This is a genomic window from Roseisolibacter sp. H3M3-2 (assembly GCF_029211165.1).
GTDB lineage: Bacteria > Gemmatimonadota > Gemmatimonadetes > Gemmatimonadales > Gemmatimonadaceae > Roseisolibacter.
This window is the reverse complement of record NZ_JARGEK010000009.1, coordinates 18,765-35,199: the sequence shown is the minus strand read 5'-3', so window position 1 is coordinate 35,199 and position 16,435 is coordinate 18,765. Positions and strand designations below refer to the sequence as shown.

General features: G+C 73.2%; 14 protein-coding genes. 4 read left to right on the top strand and 10 right to left on the bottom strand.

The genetic code is table 11. The features are described from left to right. The coding region (gene dacB, locus PYV61_RS01950; RefSeq protein WP_275827747.1) for a D-alanyl-D-alanine carboxypeptidase/D-alanyl-D-alanine-endopeptidase at positions 1-1,475 on the top strand (1,475 nt) is incomplete at its 5' end. Between the two features lie 72 nt (positions 1,476-1,547). Here dacB and PYV61_RS01945 read toward each other — a convergent pair. After that, entirely contained in the window at positions 1,548-2,693 is a 1,146-nt protein-coding gene (locus PYV61_RS01945; protein WP_275827744.1) for a saccharopine dehydrogenase C-terminal domain-containing protein, read from the bottom strand. Between the two features lie 105 nt (positions 2,694-2,798). On the opposite strand from PYV61_RS01945, the gene PYV61_RS01940 reads away from it, so the two are divergent. Further along, positions 2,799-3,275: a CoA-binding protein gene (locus tag PYV61_RS01940; RefSeq protein ID WP_275827742.1), complete on the top strand. Its 477-nt coding sequence runs from the start codon at positions 2,799-2,801 to the stop codon at positions 3,273-3,275. Positions 3,276-3,325: 50 nt separating this feature from the next. On the opposite strand, the gene PYV61_RS01935 is transcribed toward PYV61_RS01940, so the two are convergent. The 6 genes from PYV61_RS01935 to PYV61_RS01910 form a co-directional block, all read right to left on the bottom strand. Beyond that, complete coding sequence (locus PYV61_RS01935) at positions 3,326-4,804, bottom strand: diguanylate cyclase (protein WP_275827740.1); 1,479 nt, start codon at positions 4,802-4,804, stop codon at positions 3,326-3,328. A gap of 28 nt (positions 4,805-4,832) precedes the next feature. Further along, positions 4,833-5,822: a threonine/serine dehydratase gene (locus PYV61_RS01930; RefSeq protein ID WP_275827738.1), complete on the bottom strand. Its 990-nt coding sequence runs from the start codon at positions 5,820-5,822 to the stop codon at positions 4,833-4,835. Positions 5,823-6,133: 311 nt separating this feature from the next. Further along, complete coding sequence (gene gyrA, locus PYV61_RS01925) at positions 6,134-8,695, bottom strand: DNA gyrase subunit A (RefSeq protein ID WP_275827736.1); 2,562 nt, start codon at positions 8,693-8,695, stop codon at positions 6,134-6,136. 173 nt (positions 8,696-8,868) lie between these two features. Next, positions 8,869-9,606, bottom strand: coding sequence for a mechanosensitive ion channel (locus PYV61_RS01920; protein WP_275827734.1), 738 nt, complete (start codon positions 9,604-9,606; stop codon positions 8,869-8,871). A gap of 270 nt (positions 9,607-9,876) precedes the next feature. Beyond that, entirely contained in the window at positions 9,877-10,125 is a 249-nt protein-coding gene (locus tag PYV61_RS01915) for a hypothetical protein (RefSeq protein WP_275827732.1), read from the bottom strand. Beyond that, complete coding sequence (locus PYV61_RS01910; RefSeq protein ID WP_275827730.1) at positions 10,109-11,152, bottom strand: zinc-binding dehydrogenase; 1,044 nt, start codon at positions 11,150-11,152, stop codon at positions 10,109-10,111. Before PYV61_RS01910 ends, PYV61_RS01915 begins: the two co-directional genes overlap by 17 nt. A 202-nt stretch (positions 11,153-11,354) precedes the next feature. Here PYV61_RS01910 and odhB point away from each other — a divergent pair, with 202 nt between their 5' ends. Continuing rightward, positions 11,355-12,566, top strand: a complete 1,212-nt coding sequence (odhB, locus tag PYV61_RS01905; RefSeq protein WP_275827728.1) for a 2-oxoglutarate dehydrogenase complex dihydrolipoyllysine-residue succinyltransferase — start codon at positions 11,355-11,357, stop codon at positions 12,564-12,566. Beyond that, entirely contained in the window at positions 12,566-13,990 is a 1,425-nt protein-coding gene (gene lpdA / locus PYV61_RS01900) for a dihydrolipoyl dehydrogenase (RefSeq protein WP_275827726.1), read from the top strand. Before odhB ends, lpdA begins: the two co-directional genes overlap by 1 nt. An 84-nt stretch (positions 13,991-14,074) precedes the next feature. Here lpdA and PYV61_RS01895 read toward each other — a convergent pair whose 3' ends face one another. The 3 genes from PYV61_RS01895 to PYV61_RS01885 all read right to left on the bottom strand — a co-directional run bounded on the left by PYV61_RS01895 (position 14,075) and on the right by PYV61_RS01885 (position 16,343). Then, entirely contained in the window at positions 14,075-14,488 is a 414-nt protein-coding gene (locus tag PYV61_RS01895; RefSeq protein WP_275827724.1) for a hypothetical protein, read from the bottom strand. Further along, positions 14,488-15,123, bottom strand: coding sequence for an RNA polymerase sigma factor (locus PYV61_RS01890; protein ID WP_275827722.1), 636 nt, complete (start codon positions 15,121-15,123; stop codon positions 14,488-14,490). Before PYV61_RS01890 ends, PYV61_RS01895 begins: the two co-directional genes overlap by 1 nt. A 101-nt stretch (positions 15,124-15,224) precedes the next feature. Further along, positions 15,225-16,343: a CoA transferase gene (locus PYV61_RS01885; protein ID WP_275827720.1), complete on the bottom strand. Its 1,119-nt coding sequence runs from the start codon at positions 16,341-16,343 to the stop codon at positions 15,225-15,227. Positions 16,344-16,435 lie beyond the last annotated feature (92 nt).

Genomic DNA, 16,435 nt, shown 5'->3' with positions numbered 1-16,435 from the left:
CCCGCCGCGGAACCGCCCGCCGCGCCGCCGCCGCGCCCGCGGTCCCCGCGCCGCGCTGGACGACCCCCCGCGGCGCCCCGGCGCTCGCCGCCGACCTCGGCGCGATCCTCTCGCGCCGCGAGGACGGCCAGTGGGGCGCGATCGTCGTCTCCCTCAGCCGCGGCGACACGCTCTTCGCCCGCGACGCCGACGCCCCGGTCGTCCCGGCGTCCACGATGAAGATGTACACGGCCGCCCTGGCCCTCGACCGCCTCGGCCCGGACTGGCGCTTCCACACCCAGGTCCTCCGCGACGGCCCACTCGGCGCCGACGGTACCGTGAAGGGCAACCTCGTGCTGCGCGGCGACGGCGACCCCGCCTTCTCGCGCCGCTTCCAGCCGGGGAACGACTACGCCGCCCCGGTGCTGGCGCTCGCCGAGAAGGTCGCCGCCGCCGGCGTGCGGCGCGTGACCGGCGACCTGGTCGCCGACGCGTCGGCGTTCGAGGCGCGCGTCATCCCCGACGGCTGGCCCGCCCGCAACCTCGGCTCCGGCTACTCCGCCCCGTTCTCCGCGCTGTCGATCAACGAGAACATCGTCGTCGTCGCCGTGCACCCCGACGGGCGCGTGCTGCTGGAGCCCGCGACCACCGCGATCCGCGTCGAGAGCTCGGTGACGACGCGCCCCGGACGCGGCCAGGGAGTGCGCGTCCACCGCGCCGCCGACGGCCACGTCGTGGCCCGCGGGTGGATCGGCCGCGCGGCGCCGGTGCGCCGCCTCCAGCTCGTCGTGCAGGACCCCGTGACGTTCACCGCCGGCGCGCTGCACGCGGCGCTGGCGGCGCGCGGCGTCGCGGTGGACGGGCAGGTGCGCGTCGGCCGCGCCCCCGACGGCGCCGAGCCGGTGGCCGCGCTCGACTCGCCGCCGCTGGCCGACCTCGTGGCGGTCATGAACCGCGAGAGCATCAACCACTTCGCGGAGCTCATCCTCCGCAACGCGGTGCGCGGGCGCGAGCGGCAGGGCGAGGGCTCCGCCGCGGCCGCCAACACGATGCTCCAGCGCTTCCTCGCCGACCACGCGCAGGTCGCGTCGGGCGCCGTGCAGGTGACCGACGGCAGCGGGCTCTCGACGCTCGACCGCGTCACCGCCCGCTCGATGGTGCAGCTCCTCGCCTTCGCGCACCGCGCGCCCTGGGGGTCGGTCTTCCACGCCTCGCTCCCCGTCGCCGGCGAGAGCGAGACGCTGCGCGGCCGCATGCGCGGCACCCCGGCCCAGGGGAACCTGCACGCCAAGACCGGGACGACCAACGACGTCATCTCGCTCGGCGGCTACGTCACCGCGGAGAACGGCGAGGTGCTCGCCTTCTCGTTCGTGTTCAACGGGCGCGACCGGTGGAACGCGCGCGCCACGATCGACGCGATGGGCGCCACGCTCGCCGGCTTCTCGCGCGAGCCCGCGCCCCCCGTGCGCGCCGCCGTCGCCCAGCAGCAGCGGTGAGCCGGAGGCACCGCGGACTGCGGGCTGCGGGCAGCGGATTCGGAACCCGCAGTCCGCAGCCCGCAGCCCGCTTCAGTGCAGCTCGCGCACGACGATGTCGCGCTTCCGCAGCTCGTCCACGTAGCGCGCCGCCGGCATGCACTCGTCCGGCGTGCACACCTTCCCCGGCGCCACCGCCCCCGCCGCCTGCAGCTGCGCGGTGATCGAGAGCGAGAAGCCCGTCGTGCGCATCATCGCGCTCATGCCGCGCGCGGCGTCGTAGCGGTCGAGCACCTCCCACCCCACGCGCGCCGGCCGCCCGCCGCGCGTCCCCTCGGCGATCACGCGCAGCGCGACCACGTCGTGCCCGCCCGGCTTCCTGAGCTTGGGCGTCACCGCCGACACGAAGGCGTCGCGCGGCACCACGCGGTGCCCCTTCACCTCGATCGGCTGCAGGTCGAGGAGCCCCAGCTCGCGGATCGCCGCCATGATGTGCGCGTGCCCCGGGTAGCGGAGCGTCTTGTACTCCATCGTGGGGATCCTCCCCTCGTACCGGAACGGCATCGTCGACAGCCCGCCCGCCGTGTGGAACGCCTCCAGCGTCCCCAGCGGCGCCGAGAACTCGACCGGCTCGAGCTCGGAGAGCGGCACCACCTGCGTGCGCTTCCCGTCGCGCAGCACCCACGACAGCGTCGTGTAGTAGTCGAGCGCCCCCTCCAGCGAGTACACGATCTGGTAGTTCAGCGGCGGCTCGGGGTGCTGCGGCAGCCCGCCCACGAACATCCGCACCGCCGACACCTCGTCGAGCTGGTCGATGCCGTGCTGCGCGAGGATGTTCACCATCCCCGGCGCCAGCCCGCAGTCGGGGACCACGCTCACCCCCTTCGCCGCGGCGTCGGGCTCCAGCGCCTTCTGCTGGAAGACGATCTCGGTGTTCCCCCCGAGGTCGCAGAAGTGCGCGCCGGCCTCGATGGCCAGGCGCGTCATGTCGAGGTTGAAGTAGTACGGCAGCGCGCACGCCACCGCGTCGGCGCCGCGCATCAGCGCCAGCACCGCCTCCCGGTCGCGCACGTCGAGCGGCGTCGGGATCAGCCGAGGGCCCGAGTGCGGCGCGAGGAAGGCGGGGAGGCTGGACACGTGCAGGTCGGCGAGCCGCACCTCCTGCACGTCGGGGTTCTGCAGCAGGTCGTAGGCGCAGGCGGAGCCTTGCAGCCCCGCACCGAGCACGAGCATCCGCATCGATGAGGTCTCCTGATCAGGTTGGGTCCGGCGCCCCCAACTTAACGGCGCCTCCCACCCCCCGCCCCCCGCTCACCGCGCACGGTCTTCGCATGGCGGGGCGGCATGTCTGCCGCCCTCCGCCCCGACCAGCCGGGCCAGCCGCGCGACTGGCGCGCCCACCTGCTCGAGTCCCCCGCCCAGATCGCGGCCCTGCTGCGCCGCGTCCAGCGGGTCGCCGTGCTCGGCATCAAGCCGCGCGAGACGATGCAGCCCGCCTACTTCGTCCCCCAGTACGCGCAGCAGGTGGGGCTCGAGGTCGTGCCGGTGCCGGTCTACTACCCGGAGCTGACCGAGATGCTGGGCGCCCCGGTCTACCGCCGCCTCGCCGACGTCCCGGGCCACATCGACCTCGTCAACGTCTTCCGGCGCCCCGCCGACGTCCCCGCGCACCTCGACGACATCCTCGCCGCCCGCCCCGGCGCCGTCTGGCTCCAGAGCGGCATCCGCCACGCCGAGACCGCCGAGCGGCTGGCCCGCGAGGGGATCGACGTCGTGCAGGACCGGTGTCTGATGGTGGAGCTGCGAACGATCGGGATGTGAACCCTGCGACCTGCGACCTCACGGCCGCTACGAGGTCGCAGGTCGCAGGATCAGAGTCGCACCCGGTTCCGCCCGTCCGCCTTCGCCCGGTACAGCGCCGCGTCCGCCCGCGCGAACAGGTCCTCGACGCTCTCGATCCGCGCCGCCGGGAAGCTGGCCACCCCGATGCTGGCCGTCATCCGCAGCTCGCGGTCCTCGTCCCACGGCCGGAAGGCGTGCGCCTCGACGCGCTCGCGGATCCGCTCGGCGAACGCCGCCGCGCCGTCGTCGTCGGTCTCGGGGAGCACCACCAGGAACTCCTCGCCGCCGTAGCGTCCGACCACGTCCACGCTCCGCGCCACGCCGAGCAGCAGCTCCGACACGTCGCGCAGCACCGCGTCGCCCACCAGGTGCCCGTGCGTGTCGTTCACGCGCTTGAAGTGGTCGAGGTCGATCAGCAGCAGCGCCACCGAGTGGTCGTAGCGCAGCGCGCGCTCCATCTCGGTCGTCAGCCGCTCGGTCAGCGCGCGGCGGTTGAGCAGCTGCGTCAGCGGGTCGCGCGTCGCCAGCTGCTCCAGGCGCGCGTTGTCGGCGCGCGTCGTCTCGATCACCTGCGCGCGCTGCATCACCGCCACCGCGGCGCCGATCACCGCCTCGGCGAACTCCACGTCCTCGGGCGTCAGCGGCGGCTGCTCCCGCGTGCGGCGCAGCAGGAACACGCCGCGCTGCGCCGAGTCGACGGTGAACGGGAGCGCCATCGCGCTGCGCACCGGCACCTCCGTGCCGTCGAGCCCCATCGCCGGGCGCAGCCCGTACAGCGGCGACGCCGACAGCTCCTCGATCAGCACCGGCCGGTCGTGCTCCAGCGCCTCGCGCACCTCGGGGTAGTCGCCGACCGAGATCGGGCGCTTCTGCAGCTTGGCGTTCTCGAACGCCGTCGCCACCACCGCGTCGTCGCGCCCCGGCGCCGCCAGGATCACCGCGCAGTGCGACACGCTCAGCGCGCGCGCCACCCGCCGCGCGAGGATGTTGTAGACCTCGTCCGCCGCCAGGTCGCCGGTCACCTCGTGCAGGATGTCGACGAGCTTGCGGCGGTTCTCGGCGTCGGCGCGGGCGCGCTCCAGCTCCTCCTGCGTGCGGCGCAGCGTGTCGCGCTGCTGCCGGAGCACCGCCCCCACGCGCAGCTGCGCCTGGATGCGCGCCACCAGCTCCTTCACGCGGAACGGCTTGCGCACGTAGTCGGCGGCCCCGAGCCCCAGCGTGCGCACCGTCGCCTCCTCCACCGGCGCCGACGACAGCATCAGCACCGGGACGTCGCGCCACCGCGGGTCGCGCTTGATCCGCTCCAGCAGCTGCACCCCGTCGCCGTCGGGCATGAAGATGTCGAGCAGCAGCAGGTCGGGCGGGCGCTCCTCGCCGCTCCCCACCAGCTCCAGCAGCGCCGCCGCGCCCGGGACCGCCGTCACCGCGTAGCCGTGCTCCTCCAGCACCCACGACACGCTCTCGACGACCGCGGGGTCGTCGTCGGCGATCAGGATGCGGGCGCTCATGGTCGCGGATCCCGGCATGCGGCGTCGATCAGCCCCCCGCCCCGCCCATCACCTCGCGCAGCCCCGCCCACTCGATGTTGCCCCCGCTCAGCACGCACACGGTGTCGCCGTCGGCGGCCGGCGCGACCAGCCCCTCGCGCAGCGCCGCGACCGTGATCGCGCCGCTCGGCTCGGCGACCAGCTTCATCCGGTCGAGCAGCGCGCGCATCGCCGGCGGGAGCGCCGCGTCCTCCACCGTCACGACCTCGTCGACGTACGCCTGGTGGTGCGCGAACGGGTGCGTCCCCACCTCGACCGCCAGCAGCCCGTCGGCGAGCCCCGACGTCTTCCCGAGGTGCACCGGGCGCCCCTCGGCGCGGGCGCGCGTCAGCTTCGGCGCCCCGGCCGGCTCGACCCCCACCACGCGCGTCGCCGGCGAGAGCAGCTTCACCGCCGTCGCGACGCCGGCGCTCAGCCCGCCCCCGCCCACCGGCACGAGGACGAGGCGCACCGACGGCAGGTCGTCGACCAGCTCCAGCCCCGCCGTCCCCTGCCCGGCGATGATCGTCGGGTGGTCGTACGGCGGGACCAGCACCGCCCCCGTCTCGCGCACGATCTCGAGCGCCCGGTCCATCCGGTCGGCGGTCGACGTCCCCGCCAGCTCCAGGCGCGCCCCCAGCCGCTCGGCGCCGGCGCGCTTCGCCGGCGTCACCGTGGTCGGCATGACGACCGTCGCCGGGACGCCGAACAGCCGCGCCGCCAGCGCCACCGCCTGCGCGTGGTTCCCCGACGAGGGCGCGACGACGCCGCGCGCGCGCACCTCCGCGGGCAGCTCGGCCAGGAAGGTGTAGGCGCCGCGCAGCTTGAACGCGCCGCCCCGCTGCAGCATCTCCGGCTTCACCCAGACGCGCCCCGGGCCGCCCGGGAGCAGGTCGTCGGCCGGCAGCAGCGGGGTGCGCACGGCGACGCCGCGCAGCACGGCGGCGGCGGCGCGCAGCGTCTCGAGCGTGACCAGCGGGGTGGCGACGGCGGATCCCATGGGGGCGTGACGGCGGGGGGACGGGCCCGGGGGGCCGTTACCGCCGAGCCCGCCGCAGGTGCATCCCGCGAATGTAGCAGCGCAGGGCGTGACCGGCCACGCGCGCCCCCCGCCCATGCACCGCCCGTACCGCCGCGCCACGTGCACGTCGCCCGATGTCCGCGTGCAACGCCGACCGCGTGCCGCGGCCACGCCGCGCGACTCGCAGGCGTCGCACGCGCGACGGCCCCCCGGCGAGTCGCCGGGGGGCCGTCGGGTCCTGCGCTCGGCCGCCCGACGCGCGGGCGGCGGACGGCGTCAGGCGGGTCGCCTCACTCCGCGGCGTCGTCGGCCCCGGGGGCCTCGCCGTTGTCGGCGCCGTTGTCGGCGCCGTTCTCCGACGCGCCGTCCTCGGCGTCGAGCCCCTGGCCGCTCTCGTCCTTCTCCGACACCACGCGGGCGACGGCGCAGAGCGAGTCCTTCGCGTCCAGGTTCACCAGCTTCACGCCCTGCGCGTTGCGCCCCGTGTTGCGCACCTCGCCGACCGACGAGCGGATGATCACGCCGTTCTTGGTGATGAGCATGATCTCGTCGTCGCCCACGACCTCCATGACGGCCACGACGTTCCCCGTCCGCTCGGTGCGGTTGACGGTGATGATCCCCTTGCCGCCGCGCCCCTGCACGCGGTACTCGCCGAGGTCGGTGACCTTGCCCATCCCGTGCGACGTGACGACCAGCAGCGTCGCGTCGGCGCGGCGCACGACGACCATCGACACCACCTGGTCCTCGGGGCGCAGCGTCACGCCCTTCACGCCCGTCGTGTCGCGCCCCATGTCGCGCACGTCGGACTCGGGGAAGCGGATCGACAGCCCGTGCTTGGTGGCGAGCACGATGTCGTTGGAGCCGCTGGTGATCTGGACGTCGATCAGGGCGTCGCCCTTCTCGATCTTGATCGCCTTGATCCCCGTGGTGCGGACGTTCCCGTACTCGCTCAGCTGCGTCTTCTTGACCGTGCCGTCGCGGGTGCAGAACAGGAGGTACTGGTCCTCGCGGAACTCGCGCACCGGCACCATCGACCGGATCTTCGTGTCGGGCGACACGTTGATCAGGTTGACGATCGGCTTGCCGCGGGTGGCCCGCCCCGCCTGCGGGATCTCGTGGACCTTCAGCCAGAAGCACCGGCCGTCGTCCGTGAAGATCACGATGTAGTCGTGCGTGCTCGCGATGAAGAGCCGCTCGATGAAGTCGGTGTCCTTGAGGTCCTGCCCGGACAGCCCGCGCCCGCCCCGCCGCTGCTTGCGGTAGGTCGTCACCGGCGTGCGCTTGATGTACCCCGAGTGGGAGATGGTCACGACCATGTCCTCCTCGGCGATCAGGTCCTCGATCGTGAACTCGCCCTCGTCGGACGTGATCTCGCTGCGGCGCTCGTCGCCGTACTTGGCGACCACCTCCGCCAGCTCGTCCTTCATGATCTGCATCCGGCGCGGCCGGCTGTTGAGGATCTCGCGCAGGTCGGCGATCGTCGCCCGCACCTCGCGCAGCTCCTCCTCCAGCTTCTCGATCTCCAGGCCGGTGAGCTTGGCGAGGCGCATGTTGAGGATCGCCTCCGCCTGCCGCTCGCTCAGCTTGAACCGCCGCTGCAGCTGCCCGCTCGCCGCCGGCGTGTCCGACGCCCCGCGGATGATCTTGATCACCTCGTCGATGTTGTCGACGGCGATCTTGAGCCCCTCGAGGATGTGCTCGCGCTCGAGCGCCTTGTCGAGGTCGAACTGCGTCCGCCGGACGATGACCTCGTGCCGGTGCGTGATGTAGTGCAGCAGGACGTCGCGCACCGGCATCACCTTCGGCACCAGCCGCCCGGTCGCCGCGTCGGGCACCAGGGCCAGCATGATGACGCCGAACGTCGACTGCATCGTCGAGTGCTTGTACAGCTGGTTCAGCACCACGCGCGGGATCGCGTCGCGCTTCAGCTCGATGACGATGCGCATCCCCTCGCGGTCCGACTCGTCGCGGAGCGCGCTGATCCCCTCGACCTTCTGCTCGCGGTGCAGCTCGGCGATCTGCTCGACCAGGCGCGCCTTGTTCACCTGGTACGGCAGCTCCGTCACCACGATCTGCGACTTGTTCGAGGACTCCTTCTCCTCGATCACCGCGCGGGCGCGCATCACCACGCGGCCGCGGCCGTTCTCGATGTAGTCCTGGATCCCCTGGCGCCCGTAGATGTAGGCGCCGGTCGGGAAGTCCGGCCCCTTGATGTACTTCCGGATCGCCGCCGGCTCGAGCGTCGGGTCGTCGATCAGCGCCACCAGCGCCGCCGCCACCTCACGCAGGTTGTGCGGCGGGATGTTCGTCGCCATGCCGACCGCGATCCCCGAGCTCCCGTTCACCATCAGGTTCGGGAGCGCCGCCGGCAGCACCGTCGGCTCCTGCAGCCGGTCGTCGAAGTTGGGCGCGAAGTCGACCGTGTTCTTGTCGATGTCGCCCAGCATCTCGGTCGCCACCCGCGTCAGGCGCGACTCCGTGTACCGGTACGCCGCCGCCGGGTCGCCGTCCACCGAGCCGAAGTTCCCCTGCCCGTCCACCAGCGGGTAGCGCAGCGAGAAGTCCTGCACCATGCGCACGAGCGCGTCGTACACCGACTGGTCGCCGTGCGGGTGGTACTTGCCCAGCACGTCCCCCACCACCGTCGCCGACTTCTTGTACGGCCGGCCCGGCGTGAGCCCGATCTCGTTCATCGCGTACAGCACGCGGCGCTGCACGGGCTTCAGCCCGTCGCGCACGTCCGGCAGCGCGCGCGACACGATGACGCTCATCGAGTAGTTGATGAACGACTCCTTGATCTCCTCGTCGATCAGACGCGGCAGGATGCGTTCGCGGTTGTTCGGAGCGGTCATGAGCTACCTGCGATGGGGGACGACCCGCGGCCTCCATGAGGGGCCGGCGGCAATCCCGTAATGTACCGGATCCGGGGGCTGAACGCAACCCGAAGGTCCCGGCCTAACCATCGCTCCGACAACCACTTACGAGGCCGCCCCGGCGGCCCCGGCGGGAGGCCCCGCGGGACCCCTCAGGCGCCCCGGTCCTCCGCCTCCTCGGCGGCCTCCTCCTCGGCCGCCTCCCGCGCGATCGCGGCCTTCTCGGCCCGGTACCGCTCGTACCACTCGCGCGTGATCTCCCCCGCCAGGTCGCGGTTCCCGAGCCCGAACGACAGGGCCACCGCGAGCGCGATCGCCCCGAACAGGATCGCGAACGCCGTGGTCACGATGTCGGTCGCGATCCCCAGCTCCTGCAGCGCCATGAAGACGGCCAGGATGATCACCCCCCACCGCCCCACCCGCGCCAGCGTCGGCCCCCCGTGCAGCCCGCCCGCCGAGGCCATGATCAGCCCGCCCACGAACCCGCCCAGCACGATCCCGACGATGATGATCACGATCGCCGCGATCACGCTCGGGATGTAGCTGACCAGCTCCGAGAAGACGTTCGCCAGCGATTGGAAGCCGAGCGCGTTGGCGGCGATCAGCATCACCGCGAACATCACGAACCAGAACAGCAGGTTCGCGATCACCCGCGCCGGGTTGAGGTGCGTCCCTGAGCGCTCGACCGCGTGCAGCACGCCGCCGCGCTCCAGCATCTCGTTCAGCCGCACCCGCCGCAGCAGCCGGTTCGTCCCCTTCTCGACCAGCTTCGCCAGCAGGTAGCCGGCGAACAGGATGACCAGGGAGCCCAGGAGCGAGGGGACGAACAGGCCGAGCTGGGCGAAGCTCTCCTGCAGGCGGGCGACGAAGTCCAGGGGCTGGGGTTCCATGGGGCGGGAATCTAGGCGGCACAGGACGCTTCCGCCGCCGGAGCGTCGAGCGGTGAGCGTCGAGCGTCGAGCGTCGCGGGCGCTCCTCGGCGGGCGGGCGTCGTCTCGCGGAGGCCGCCGCCTCTGCGGACCCGCCCGAGCGCCGGGCGCCGAGCGCCGAGAACACGTCTGCTCGGCGCCCGGCGCCCGGCGCTCGGGCCGTGTCGCGACGACGCGTCCCATGCCTCGGGGAGACGTCCCGTGCGAACAACCCGCTCGACGCTCGACGCTTCAGTTCCTCGTCCCCCTCCGCACGTCGAACAGCGCGCTCCGCCGGCAGTTCGGGCAGATCAGCCACTCGCGCCGGCGCGCGTAGCCGAGGCCGAACGAGCCGCCGCCGATCGGGCGGCGGGTGAGCGTGGCGCCGTCGCGCGGGCAGACGGGCGGGCGCCCCCCGGCGACGGCGGCGCGCAGCGCCTGCTGCTCCTCGGGCGTGTATGGGGTCTCGCGGCCGTCCGGGGGCTCAGGCGTCGCCGACACGGATCACCACCTTCCCGAACTGGGCGCCGCTGCGCAGCCGCTCGTACGCCGCCCGCGCCTCGGCCAGCGGCGTCACCGAGTCGATCACGGGGAGCAGGCGCCCGGCGCGCAGCTCGCCGACGATCGCCTCGTACTCGGCGTCGGTCCCCATCGTCGAGCCGAGGAGCGACCACTGGTTCCAGAAGAGGCGGCGCACGTCGGTCTGCAGCATCGCCCCCGACGTCCCCCCGCACGTGACCAGCCGCCCGCGCCGGCCGAGCGTGAGCAGCGACCGCTGCCAGGTCGCCTCGCCGACGCTGTCGACCACCACGTCGACTCCGCGCTTGCCCGTCGCCTCGCGGATCGTGCGCGGGACGTCGGCGGTGGCGTGGTTGAGCACGTGGTCGGCGCCCAGCGCCCGCGCGCGCGCCAGCTTCTCGTCGCTCCCGCTGGTCACCCACACGGTGGCCCCGATCCGCTTGGCGATCTGCAGCGCCGCCAGCGCGACGCCCCCGCCGATCCCCCAGATCAGCACCTGGTCGCCGGGACGCACGCGGGCGCGGGTGACGACCATCCGCCACGCCGTGAGCGTCGCCAGCGAGAACGCCGCCGCCTGCTCCGCCGTGACGTCGTCGGGGATCGCGTGCACGTTGCGCCCCGGGAGCACGACGTACTCGGCGAGGAAGCCCGGGCGGTGCTCGCCGAAGATCTGGTAGCGCGGGCAGAGCGGCTGCTCCCCGTCGAGGCAGTACTCGCACGCGCGGCAGCTCGTCGCCGGGTGGATCGCGACGCGGTCCCCCGGCCGCACGTGCGTCACCTCGCTCCCCACCGCCTCGACCACGCCGGCGCCGTCGGAGCCGGTGACGAAGTCGGGGCCGACGGTGATCCCCGGCAGCCCGCCGATCACGTACAGGTCCAGGTGGTTCAGCGCCGCCGCCTCGATCCGCACCCGGACGTCGCGCGGGTCGCGCAGCTCGGGCACCGGGAGGTCGGTGCGGTAGACCAGCTGGTCGAGATCGCCGTGACTCGGAAGCGTGAGCGCGCGCATCGATCGGGTGGGGCGGGAGCGGGTGGAGCGGGAGCGGGTGAGGCGGGAGCGAATACTACGTAGGTGGGGACCGACGCCGTCTCCGTTCCCGCCCCACCCGTTCCCGCCGTACCCGTTCCCGCCGTATCCGGCGGTTTATATTCCGGGCACTTTCTGCCGCCCAGCCCGGGTCGGCCCCATTCCCTGCTCATTCGGATCGGTCATGGTCGCGATCAAGGTGCCGCCCCTCGGCGAGTCGATCGTCGAGGCGACGATCTCGCGCTGGGTGAAGCGCGAGGGCGAGGCGGTGACGGCGGGCGAGACGCTCGTGGAGCTCGAGACGGACAAGATCACCGTCGAGGTCCCCGCGCTCGCCTCGGGGGTGCTGACCAAGCGCCTCCGCAACGAGGGCGACGTGGTCGCGGTCGACGAGCAGCTGGCCGAGATCGACGAGACGGCGGCCCCCGCGGGCGCCCCGGCGCTCGGGCCCGCGGCCGCCGCGCCGGCGGCCGCCCAGGAGCCCGCCGCCCAGCCGGCGGCCCAGCCCGCGGGTGCCGGCGCCGACGTGAAGGCCTCGCCGGCCGCGCGCCGCCTGGCCACCGAGTCGGGCGTGGACCTCGCCGGCGTGGCCGGGACGGGGCGCGGCGGCGTGGTGAGCAAGCCGGACGTGGTGCAGGCCGCCGCGCAGGGCGCCCGCCCGGCGGCCGCGCCGCGTCCGGCGCCCGCCAACGGGACCGGCCCGCGCGAGAGCCGCGAGAAGATGACGACGCGCCGCAAGCGCATCGCCGAGAACCTGCTCGCGTCGCAGCACCAGACCGCGCACCTGACGACGTTCAACGAGATCGACATGACCGCCGTCACGCAGCTCCGCGAGCGCGTGCGCGAGCGCGTCGAGAAGGAGCACGGGGTGCGCCTCTCCTTCATGCCGTTCTTCGTGAAGGCCGCCGTCGCCGCGCTCCAGCAGTACCCGCTCGTCAACGGCAAGATCGACGGCGACAGCATCGTCCAGCACCACTACGTGAACATGGGCATCGCCGTCGCCAGCGACGCCGGGCTCGTGGTGCCGAACATCAAGGACGCCGACCGCAAGGGCGTCCTCGAGATCAGCCGCGACATCGTCGCCGTCGCCAAGCGCGCGCGCGACGGCAAGCTGACGATGGACGACCTCACCGGCGGCACCTTCACGATCACCAACGGCGGCGTCTTCGGCTCGCTCGTCTCGACGCCGATCATCAACTACCCGCAGGTCGGCATCCTCGGGCTGCACAAGGTGCAGGACCGGCCGGTCGCGGTCGACGGGCAGGTCGTCATCCGCCCGATGATGTACGTCGCGCTCTCCTACGACCACCGCCTGATCGACGGGCAGCAGGCCGTCCTCTTCCTCGTCCGGGTCAAGGAGCTGATGGAAGACCCGGCCTCGATGCTGATCGCCTGATGGCCGACACCAACACCCCCGCCCCCGACGTCCTCGTCCTCGGCGGCGGCCCGGGCGGCTACGTCGCCGCGATCCGCGCCGCGCAGCTCGGCCTGCAGGTCGTCTGCGTCGAGATGGACAAGACGCTCGGCGGCACCTGCGTCAACGTCGGGTGCATCCCGTCGAAGGCGCTGCTGCAGTCGTCGGAGCACTACGAGTTCGCCCGCCTGCACGCGCAGGAGCACGGCGTCCGCTACGACGGCGTCGGCTTCGACCTGCCGACGATGCTCAAGCGCAAGGACGACGTCGTCGCGCAGAACACCAAGGGCGTCGAGTTCCTGTTCAAGAAGAACAAGGTCACCTGGGCGAAGGGGCGCGGCACGCTCGCGCAGGCCGGCGCGCAGGGGAACGTCGTCGAGGTGACGGCGGAGGACGGCGCGGTCACGCGCTTCGCCCCGAAGCACGTCATCCTCGCCACCGGCTCGGTGCCGATCGAGCTGCCGTTCCTCAAGTTCGACGAGGAGCGCGTGCTGTCGAACGTCGGCGCGCTGAAGATCCCCGAGGTGCCGAAGCGCCTGATCGTCATCGGCGGCGGCGTGATCGGGCTCGAGCTCGGCTCCGTCTGGCGCCGCCTCGGCGCGCAGGTGACGGTGGTCGAGCTGGCGCCGACGATCCTGCCGGGGAACGACGAGGACATCGTGAAGGAGGCGACGCGCACCTTCACGAAGCAGGGGCTCGTGCTCAAGACCGGCGTGCGCGTGACCGGCGGCGGGCGCGAGGGCGACGTCGTGAAGGTCACGGTCGAGAAGGACGGGCAGAGCGAGACGCTCGAGGCGGAGTACGTGCTCGTCTCGGTCGGGCGGCGCCCCGCGCTGCACGGCGTCGACGCCGCGGCGCTCGGCCTCGCGGTCGGCAAGCGCGGCGAGGTGCAGGTCGACCACCAGATGCGCACCAACCTGCCGAACGTGTTCGCCATCGGCGACGTGGTCGGCGGCAAGCTGCTCGCCCACAAGGCCGAGGAGGAGGGCGTGGTGGCGGCGGAGGTGATCGCCGGCAAGCCGGTCGAGATGCACTACCGCTCGATGCCCTCCATCGTCTACACCTGGCCCGAGGTGGCGACCGTGGGCCTCGCCGAGCACGAGGTGAAGGCCGAGGGGCGGAAGTACAAGGTCGGGAAGTTCCCCTTCAGCGCCAACGGGCGCGCGCGCACGATGGGGGAGACGACCGGCCTCGTGAAGTTCATCGCCGACGCCGAGACCGACGAGCTGCTCGGGTGCCACATGTTCGGCGCCAACGTCTCGGACCTCATCCAGGAGGTCGTGCTGGGCTTCGAGTACCGCGCGTCGTCCGAGGACGTCGGCATCACGGTGCACTCGCACCCGACGCTGTCCGAGGCGGTCAAGGAAGCGGCGCTCGCCACGCTCGGCCGCGCGATCCACATCTGACCGCCGGGCGACCGGCGGGACGCGCGAAGGGCCGGCTCCTCACGAGGAGCCGGCCCTTCGCGTCGATCGGTCGGACGACGTCGGTCAGCGCAGCATCAGGCCGAGCGCGGCGCCCGCGGCCAGCAGCACCGTGCCGCCGACGACGGCGAGGGCGGTGTTGAAGGGCGCCGGGCGCTGCCACCACGACTGCGGCGCGGCGGGGCGGGTGGCGGGGATCGCGGCCATGAGGCGCTCGACCACCGGCGACGGCGTCACCATGCGGCGGCGGCGCTCGGTCTCCTCGGTGATCCGCGACCACAGCTCCACGTCGCGGCCGTTGGCACGGCGCGCCGCGGCCTCGCTGACCTCACCGTCGAGCCACTGCTGCACGGCCAGGGCCGGGTGCCCGTCGCCGTTGAGCGCGACCTCGCGGTCGGCCAGCGACTCCGGGTGGTGATTGGGCGACGGCTCGGGAGAGCGCGCCCGGCCACGACCGCCGTCGGGATTCAGGTTGTCCATCAGGCGTATTTCTCCTCGAGCAAGGCCTGGAGCGCCTCGCGTGCTCGATGCACGCGCATCTTCAGGGCTCCAACGGTGGTCCCCAGCAGGTCTGCCATCTCCTCGTACGACCGCCCCTCGACGTGCTTCATCACGAACGCCTCCCGGAGGGACGGGGCGAGTCGACCTAAAGCATGGTCGAGATCGCGCCGAAGCTCAGAGCGGTCGAGGTCCTCGTCGGGGGTCGCGTAGTTGGACGGCTGGTCGTCCTCTTCGTAGCTGACGTGGGTGCGGCGGATGTTCTTCAGCCAATCCTTGCACCCGTTCGCCACGATCCGGAACAGCCAGGCGTCGAACCGCCCGCGCACCTCGGCGAGATGCGAGTACGCCTTGATGAACGACTGTTGGAGAATGTCCTCCGCGACGTCCGGACTCCCGGTCATCCCCAACGCGTGGCGGTACAGCGGGTCGCTGTAACGCTGGATGAGGACGGCGAACGCATCGCGGTCGCCCGCTAGGACGCTCGCGATGATCTGCTGATCCGCGTCCGCCGGATCGGTCGTCGTGCCCTGTACCGTAGTGTGCACGGTACGAGCATAACTTCCGAGCGGCGCACCGGATAGCCCCGGCAGCACGGGTCCGACCGCAGTGGTCACGCGGTCAAGACGACGGGCCGCCGAGGCGCGTAACGCGGAGGTCTCAGCGCGCGCTTCGGCCCCCGTTCGGGGCGGCTCGGCGTGCGGCCGAGGACGCCGGCTCAGGGGAGCGGCGCGACCCGCCCGAAGGCGCCCCAGCCGAGCGCGCGGACCAGCGCCCCGTGCTCGTCGAGGCGCGGCGGGGGGCGCCGGACCCGCCCCGGGACGCTCGGCGCCACCCCGATCAGCGGCGACGCGTCCACGTCGCGCAGCGCCTCGGCCACCGACCGCACCTCCCCCGCCGGGACGCCGGCCGCGTCGAGCCGCGCCCGCCACTCGGCGGCCGGTCGGGTGCGCAGCCGACCGGACAGCAGCGCGACCAGCGCGTCGCGGTTGGCGAGTCGGGCGGGGTTGGTGGCGAAGCGGGGGTCGGCGGCCAGCTCGGGGAGGTCGAGCGCCGCGGCGCAGGCGCGCCACTGCGCGTCGTTGCCGACCGCGACCACCAGCGGCCGGTCAGCGGCGTCGAGCAGCTGGTAGGGTGAGAGGTTGGCGTGGGCGTTCCCCCACCGCCGCGCGTCGCGCCCACTCACGAGGACGTTCTGGGCGACGTTCACCAGCCCGGCGACCGCGCTCGCCGCCAGCGAGACGCGCACGTGCCGCTCGGCGGCCGGCAGCGGCGCCCGCGGGCCCGACCGTCCGACCAGCGCCCCGAGGATCGCGATCGCGGCGTCCTTCCCGGTGAGGACGTCGACCACGGCGACGGGGGCCTTCACGGGCTCGCCGTCGGGGGCGCCGTTCACGGCCATCCACCCCTGCTCCGCCTGGAGGACGAAGTCGTAGCCCGGGCGGTCGCTGTCGGGGCCGAAGCCCGAGATGGTGCACCAGACGAGTCGGGGGTTCTCGGCGAGGAGCACCGCCGGGTCGAGCCCGCGCCGGGCGAGGGCGCCGCGGCGGAAGTTCTCCACCACCACGTCGGCGTCGGCGGCGAGGGCGCGGAGGAGCGCGACGTCGCCCGCGGCGTCGAGGTCGGCGGCGAGCCCGAGCTTGTTGCGGTTGATGCTGAGATAGTAGGCGCTCTCGCCGCGCTCGTCGAACGGGGGGCCCCAGCCACGCGTCTCGTCTCCCTCGCCCGGCCGCTCGACCTTCAGGACGTCGGCGCCGAGGTCGCCGAGGAGCATGGTGCAGAGTGGGCCGGCGAGGACGCGGGTGAGGTCGAGGACGCGGACGCCGGAGAGGAGCATGCTGCCTCTATTCTGCCGTTGAACTGTTCGGTAGATTGCCGGGCGTGTCGCGAGCGCGCCACGGCTGCCGGGCCCGGCCGAACTTGCGTAGG